The following is a 6,553-nucleotide window of genomic DNA, read 5'->3' on the forward strand; positions in this document are numbered from 1 at the left end:
GAGGTCTGCACGCACGCGTGCCAGTTCGCTGGCCGGATCGTGCGCAGCCGCGTGCGCGCCGGGCGTTGCGGCCGGCGGGGCGGATTTGAGGGCCGACGACAGGGCGATGGCGTCGGTCCAGCCCAGCCACTGGCTCATGCGGTCCGAGAGCGACGGCGCGGCCTCAGGTGGCGCGAACGTGCTCAGACGGGCCAGCGAGCGTATGAGTGTCGGGGCGCTGATAACGGGACGCCGGGGCACTTGCACCATTTCACTGGGGGGTCGAAAACCCAGCAGTTTACACTGCGCGCGCCCTTCGCTTGCCCTTTGCCCGTCCGTTGCCTCAGAAGCCCCAGTAGCACACGACGTTCTGGCCTGCGCTGGCGTCGCTCACGGACGGGCTGAAGCCATGCGTCCGGCTGCGGGCGAAGACGATTTTCGCCTGGCGCGCGTTGCCGCATCCACCGACGTAGTCGAGCGTGCCGATCCAGAGCTTGCGACCTCGCGCGCCGGGGTGCTCCCGTGACCACGTCAGCAATTCGCGCTCGACGGCGGCGTCGTACGTTGGCGCGTAGACCTCCTCGTGCGCAATGCCGTCGAGCAGCGACGTGAAGGCGACGCCGCCGGTGATGCCCTGACGCGTTGCGGGGCCGGTGGCGTTCTGCATGACGAGGATCTTGTCGGGGAAGGCGTTGCGAAGTTCGCGCACCAGATCGAGCGCGCCTTGCTGGCAAGTGGCGTCGCAGGGGCCGTTGCGGGTTCGCACGCCATGCTCGATCAGTTCGAGATTGTCGAGATAGAAACCGTCGACGCCCTGCGCAATCAACCGTGGCGCGACGTACGACACGATGAGCTTGCGGTACGCCGGGTCGGACGGGTTCATCCAGGTCTCATCACGGTAGCCGTCATAGCGGCCCAGATGCGCGCGGCGGTTGCGGCCGCAGGGGAGGAAGCCGGCGGGGGCGTGCTGCCAGTACGAACGAAAGCGCTCGCAGGCGCCGAGATTGAGATAACTGATGACGCGGTTCGTGCCGTCGGCCTTGAGTGTGGCGATTTGTGCTGGCGTGACGTTGCCTTGATCAGGGTCGGCGTCGATATCGATGAGCCGGAAGGTTTTCGCCACGCGGGCGAGGTCGAGGTGGGCGACGTTGCCGTAGTAGCTGACCCATGGGGCACCGATGCCGATATCGCGACCGGTCGGTGCGGCGACGGCTGCTCGGGGTTGTGTGGGCGTTTGCGCGGACGACCCCAGGGCCGTGAGAGCGAGGAGAAAGCACAGAACGCAGCGCAGCCATGACATCGGGGCTCGCGCGCGCTGTGGGAATCCATGTAGATTGACCTGCCGGGCGTGAGTCGTCATGGATGCGATGGACGCAAAAAAGCCGTCTGCAAGACGGCTGATCGATGAGTGCTACGAATGCTGCTGAAGAATTCGTGGAGCGGGCGATGGGAATCGAACCCACGGCTCTAGCTTGGGAAGCTAGGGTATTACCATTATACGACGCCCGCGAAGACCCGCATTATATGCGGGTTTTGACGATTTGTGTAACGGCGGAATCTGGTGAGTGGGGGTGAAAAGTGTATCCACTCGGGATAGGATTGCTGGCTTCGCTGCGTATAGGTGGTGCGTTGGTGTCGTGGAATCGATTCCCAACACGGGCTTCCGTGCATGCGCCCATTGGGCCGGGGTCTAGTGAGACGGTTTGTTGGCTAACTTGGGGCTAATCCCGCTTCCCGATAGATCGCGCCCAAAAGGGCCAGCGCGCACTCGGCGTCAGCTTCACTCGGTGGCTTGTTTCCTTTGCCGGCACGTTCAGCGCCTTTGCCTCGCGAGTGCAACCTAGCGAGAATTCGAGCCGCGCATCCCATGACGAGTTTTCCGGAGCCATCTTTGGGTGGGTTCACTATGTTCGCGAGTTGCCCTAGTTCCTTGCCAAGGTGCCTGCCATCAGGATCTTCAGATACCAAGTACGATGTTATCGCGGCGGTCGCAGCTTCTCTGCACCGGTCCACCACACTCTCGGCGTCATCTCGAAACGCTGAACTGGCAGCTTTTTCATGCAGATCACTCACGAGGCTCTTGAGCGTTTCGGGGACCGATGCGAGATTGATGTCGGGGAGAACGCCCAGGCTAGCGCGCGTCCGCAGGGTGATGAGATCCTCGCCGGTCGTGAGACGTTCTATATCGAGGATCGTGTAAGGCGTGGAACGATCTCCTGATCCGAGAACTATCAACGCGTCTTGCCGGTTCCTGAGAAGTGCTTCAGGCGCTTGCCATGGATCGAATGCATACATCTCCCGGATGAAATAGCCCTCAGGGTCTGCCGAGACCATGCTATGGGGAAGAGAACCAAGCTGGCGTTGCCCGGCATATGCGGGATGCTGCTGGACGCGCCACAGGGAGGGTTGTGGGGTGCGCGTGCGCTCATACATACGACCTCGACGGATGCGTGCAACCGGATCAAACGAGTCCTCCCGGAAAACCATCGTAGCGTTCTGAAGCGTTTCGACCTTGCTCGTCGCACTCCAACCTGACTGCTGTCCGACATACGCAGCAATTGACACGAACGGCGACGGTGAAATAGCGTGCCCATACAGGATAGCGGAACCCTCGTAAAACAGATTTGTTGTTGGATCTATCCCGAGGACCATCTGCGCCCCTTATGCTGTTGGTATGCCAAGCTCCCGATTTTCACACAGAGCTTATGACCTGCCCGGGGAATTTCGTACCAAAGGAATCTGGAGATAATGGCTCCTCTGATCTGCTCGGCTATTTCGGGCCAGTTTGAATGTTAGTTTTCCGGCGCCGTGAGCCTGAACGGCTCCTTCAGATGCCCGCCTGTAAAGCAAATTCCGCAGGCGGGATATTGCCCAGAGCCATGTGAGGCCGATTCTCATTGTAGTCAATCCGCCACGCCTCGATGGCCGTCTGGGCATGCTCAATCGAGTCGAACCAATGCGTATTCAGACATTCGTCGCGCAACGAGCCGTTAAATGACTCCACATAGGCGTTGTCCGTCGGCTTGCCCGGTCGACTGAAGTCAAGCCGCCCGCCATGGTGGTAGGCCCACAGATCCATCAATCGTCCAGTGAATTCAGCCCCATTGTCGGTGAATACGCATGCAGGCTTGCCGCGCAGCAGTACCAACCGATTGAGGGTGTCGACGACATGCTCGGCACGCAGTCGATAATCAACCCGTATGGCCAGCGCTTCCCGGGTGAAAACGTCGACCACCGTTAAAGCCCGAATCCGTTTTTGATTACTCAACTGATCTGATACGAAATCGAGCGCCCAGGCCTGGCTGACCCTGATCGGTCGATAGCGGGCTTGTCGCTGCACCGCCATCTTGCGTCGACGGGGTGTCTTCTTGCGCAGTGCCAAACCATCCTCTCGATACAGCCGATAGACCAGGTCCTTGCCCGCACACCAGCCCTCACGATTGAGCAAGATGCGGATACGTCGGTAACCGTAGCGCACACGGGTTTGCGCGATGTCTCGCATGCGTTGACGCAAGGCATGGCGCGGATCGAGCACACTGCAATATTTCTGAACCGAGCGATGCTGTCGTGCCAAGCGGCAGGCCCGCCGCTCACTGTAGCCGTGGTAGTCCATCACGTACTGCACCACGTCTCGCTTCAGCGCGGGCCGGGGATTTTTTTTGCTAGAACGTCCTGCAATACGGCTTTATCCAAGCTAAGCTCAGCCACCAGCTTCTTCAGTTTTGCATTCTCGTCCTGCAGTTGCTTGAGCTCGCGCACCTGATCGGTCTGCAGGCCCGAAGAAAGCTTCTTCCATCGGTAAAACGTCTGCTCGGAGATGCCCGCCTGGCGGATCAACTCCGCAACAGGCATCCCGAGCTCGGCTTGCTTCAAAATCGCCACGATCTGCTCCACCGCGTACCGTTTCGTCTTCATGACAAACCCCTTGCTGCAAAAGGTCAGTTTGCCAAAAAACTCGCATCGCGGCTGGTCCGGATTTAGCCGAGCAGATCACCCGATTTGCGGTGATGGCCCCGTGGGAGGTCGTCAGGAGCCATGAATTGCTGTTGCCCTGAAGCCGTGTTCAGGGGACCGTGTCCGCACTTACAAACATCTGAGGTGCGATCATGGGTGAGCAAAAGCAACCAGTGTCAGGGAGCGGGGACGAGAAGACCAACAAGCCGACGGCCAGCGATCAGAAACCGAATGCGCTGGCGAACAGTACAGCGGTGGTCGCGCCTGCCAGGAATCCTGCGGCAGAAGAATCAACGGCGGCGCCTTCGGTGCATGTCGACGTTCCAACGACCAAGATGCAAATCGCTACGGAGATGTACAAACGCATGCGTACGGTGAAGAACGTCACGCGGAAGGACATCATCGAGAAATTCGTCGCCGAGGTGAAGTTGACGAGGGCCGGTGCGAGCACTTACTATCAAATGATTAAGGGCAAACACGAACCCATGAGCAAGAAGTGAATGAGGTGGTGATCGTGCTTAGTGCAAAAGGCTCCTTCGGGAGCTTTTTGTTTGGGCATTCGCGCTCTGATGTGCCCCTCAATGCTCGCCGCGTCAGCGATTGGACCAGTCGAGCAACGTCCGACTGGCCACCTCGACAAAAAGACCTAGAGGGTGACCAGCTCGGCGAGCTTGGCCGCGACTTCTGCCATCGGAGATTCTACAGTGCTCAGGCCGCTTCGCGAGCCGAGCAGCGGGCTAACTTCGCGGAGAGCTTCGTAAGTCGTGTTATGCACGATAGGAACGAGCAGATCCCGCGCTAGGAGTGCCGAAAGCTCTTTGTCGGCGATGCCTTCTCCCCGGACGCGGCTGAGCAGCGCCGGAGTTACGAGCACGATCCCGACTCGCGATTTTGCCAGTCCCTTGTCGATTTCGCGGAGTAGCGAAGTGCCGAGAGCGACGTCCTTCTCGCTGAACCAAACCGAAACGCCGCGCGACTCAAGCAGATCGTGCAGATCCTTAGCGGCCCCTTTACGGTCGTCCCACGCGTGGCAAAGAAAGACGTCTCGAAGATCGGGCACGGACGCTCGCTTCTCGACGTTTTCGCGGACCGGGGTGAGCGTCCGCACTTCTGCAGGCGTGTACACCACGGACGAGCCTGCGCGCGACCAGCGCGGCCTCACGCTGCTGCTGGACCCGCCGGCGGAACTCCGACCGCCCCCGCTGTTCCCCGGCGAGGAGTAGGACGGGGGCGAATATGAGTATGACCGGTAGCCGCTATAGCGGCTACCACATGCCGGACATTCCGCTGCCGCGCTCGCAGTGCGATGGCCGCGTACTGGTGCTGTGCATCTAGCCATGTCGTAATCCTTTGATTTTCAATCTCGGTCGTATCGGCTGCCGAATGCGCAGCGGTAGCTTCGGGTCGGCGATGCATCCCTTTTATGAGGGACTTCGCCAAGGCTCGATGGAGCAAGCGTATCACACATTGTTCCCAAATTGGGAACAGGGTGTGATACAGTGCATGCAGTGCATAAGGTCTCGGTTGACGATGAAGGTACATGGACTTGACAAGCTGGATGGCTTCGTTTCCAAGCACCCCCCGGCTCGGGCGTGGATTAACGCGTGGTTGGCGGATGCTTGCGATGCGAAGTGGTCGAACTCGCACGATATCAAGTTCAGGTATCCGACAGCCAGCTTCTTGGCAGCGAATCGAGTTATTTTTAACGTGAAAGTTAACGACTATCGGATGGTGAGCAATGTCGCGTACCGAATGGGAATCGTGGTTGTAACGTGGATTGGAACGCACGCGGAATACAGCAAGATCAATTGGGAAGTCAGACAAAATGAAGCTAGCAGTCGTTAAGTCTGAGGCCCAATACCGGGAGTACATGACTCGTATTGAGGACCTCGTTGTGCTTGACCCAACTCCGGACTCGCCGGAGGGGGGCGAGTTGGAGTTGCTGTCTTTGCTGGTCGAAGACTACGAACGCAGAACCTACCACTTTGAGAAGCCAGATCCTGTGGAGGCGGTGAAATTCCGAATGATGGAGCAGGGACTTCGACAGGCTGATTTGGTGCCATATTTCGGCTCGCGAAGCCGTGTCTCTGAGTTTCTGTCAAGGCAGCGCCCACTGACGGTAGGCATGATTCGACAGCTTTCCGCGGGGTTGGGTATTTCTGCAGAGGTGCTGGTCCAGGAGACGCCTCTTGTTGCTCAGAGTGAAGAAGGGAGCAGTGAAGAGGTGGATTGGTCGCTGTTCCCGGTCAAGGAAATGATCAAGCGGGGCTGGATTCAATTCGACCAGCGCCGTATCGATTCCGCTAAAGCTGCGGAACTTGCTCGGGCGTTTGTCGAGAAGGCAATGGGCAGCGCGCGTATGGGCGTCTTAGCACGACGTACGGTCAAAGGCGATGCGTTCGCACCGGAGGCAATTTGCGCCTTGACGGCATGGCAGGCCCGAGTGTTGCAAAAGGCTGCGGAACCTTCCTATTGCCCGCGTGGGCCATTCCATATCGACAAGCTCAGCGAGTCTTTTTTTAAGGAGCTAGTGTCATTCAGCCCTCTAGAAGACGGACCTTTGCGAGCGGTTGATTATCTACGTGATGCAGGTATTGCCGTAGTGGTGGAAGAGCACTTG

Annotated in this window: 8 protein-coding genes and 1 tRNA gene; 3 read left to right on the forward strand and 6 right to left on the reverse strand. The window is 58.9% G+C overall.

The window, feature by feature from the left end:
- The 5 genes from A985_RS0118200 to A985_RS0118220 form a co-directional block, all read right to left on the reverse strand.
- On the reverse strand, window positions 1-249 hold a 249-nt coding region (locus A985_RS0118200; protein WP_017234804.1), incomplete at its 3' end, for a DUF3348 family protein.
- Between the two features lie 73 nt (window positions 250-322).
- Complete coding sequence (locus tag A985_RS0118205) at window positions 323-1,279, reverse strand: endo alpha-1,4 polygalactosaminidase (RefSeq protein ID WP_017234805.1); 957 nt, start codon at window positions 1,277-1,279, stop codon at window positions 323-325.
- Window positions 1,280-1,414: 135 nt separating this feature from the next.
- Window positions 1,415-1,488: transfer RNA gene (locus A985_RS0118210), tRNA-Gly, on the reverse strand.
- Window positions 1,489-1,689: 201 nt separating this feature from the next.
- The gene (locus tag A985_RS28285) at window positions 1,690-2,631 is read right to left on the reverse strand and encodes a hypothetical protein (RefSeq protein ID WP_157211509.1); all 942 of its coding nucleotides are present in this window, start codon (window positions 2,629-2,631) and stop codon (window positions 1,690-1,692) included.
- 175 nt (window positions 2,632-2,806) lie between these two features.
- Window positions 2,807-3,894 (reverse strand): IS3 family transposase gene (locus A985_RS0118220; protein WP_085982703.1). Its coding sequence is split into 2 segments (ribosomal slippage): window positions 2,807-3,630 and window positions 3,630-3,894, totalling 1,089 coding nucleotides; the frame shifts between segments, so codons are not numbered across the junction.
- A gap of 191 nt (window positions 3,895-4,085) precedes the next feature.
- Between A985_RS0118220 and A985_RS0118230 the strand changes: the two genes are divergently transcribed.
- Complete coding sequence (locus tag A985_RS0118230) at window positions 4,086-4,433, forward strand: hypothetical protein (RefSeq protein WP_017234809.1); 348 nt, start codon at window positions 4,086-4,088, stop codon at window positions 4,431-4,433.
- A 146-nt stretch (window positions 4,434-4,579) separates the two neighbouring features.
- On the opposite strand, the gene A985_RS0118235 is transcribed toward A985_RS0118230, so the two are convergent.
- Window positions 4,580-5,062 (reverse strand): toll/interleukin-1 receptor domain-containing protein, encoded by a 483-nt coding sequence (locus A985_RS0118235; RefSeq protein ID WP_017234810.1) that lies wholly within the window; start codon window positions 5,060-5,062, stop codon window positions 4,580-4,582.
- A gap of 401 nt (window positions 5,063-5,463) precedes the next feature.
- Between A985_RS0118235 and A985_RS0118240 the strand changes: the two genes are divergently transcribed.
- Together A985_RS0118240 and A985_RS26120 are read left to right on the forward strand one after the other, a co-directional pair.
- Complete coding sequence (locus tag A985_RS0118240; protein WP_026132123.1) at window positions 5,464-5,778, forward strand: type II toxin-antitoxin system HigB family toxin; 315 nt, start codon at window positions 5,464-5,466, stop codon at window positions 5,776-5,778.
- A gap of 25 nt (window positions 5,779-5,803) precedes the next feature.
- On the forward strand, window positions 5,804-6,553 hold a 750-nt coding region (locus A985_RS26120), incomplete at its 3' end, for a type II toxin-antitoxin system HigA family antitoxin (protein WP_369751598.1).

Source organism: Pandoraea sp. B-6 (genome assembly GCF_000282835.1).
In the GTDB taxonomy this organism is placed as follows: domain Bacteria; phylum Pseudomonadota; class Gammaproteobacteria; order Burkholderiales; family Burkholderiaceae; genus Pandoraea; species Pandoraea cepalis.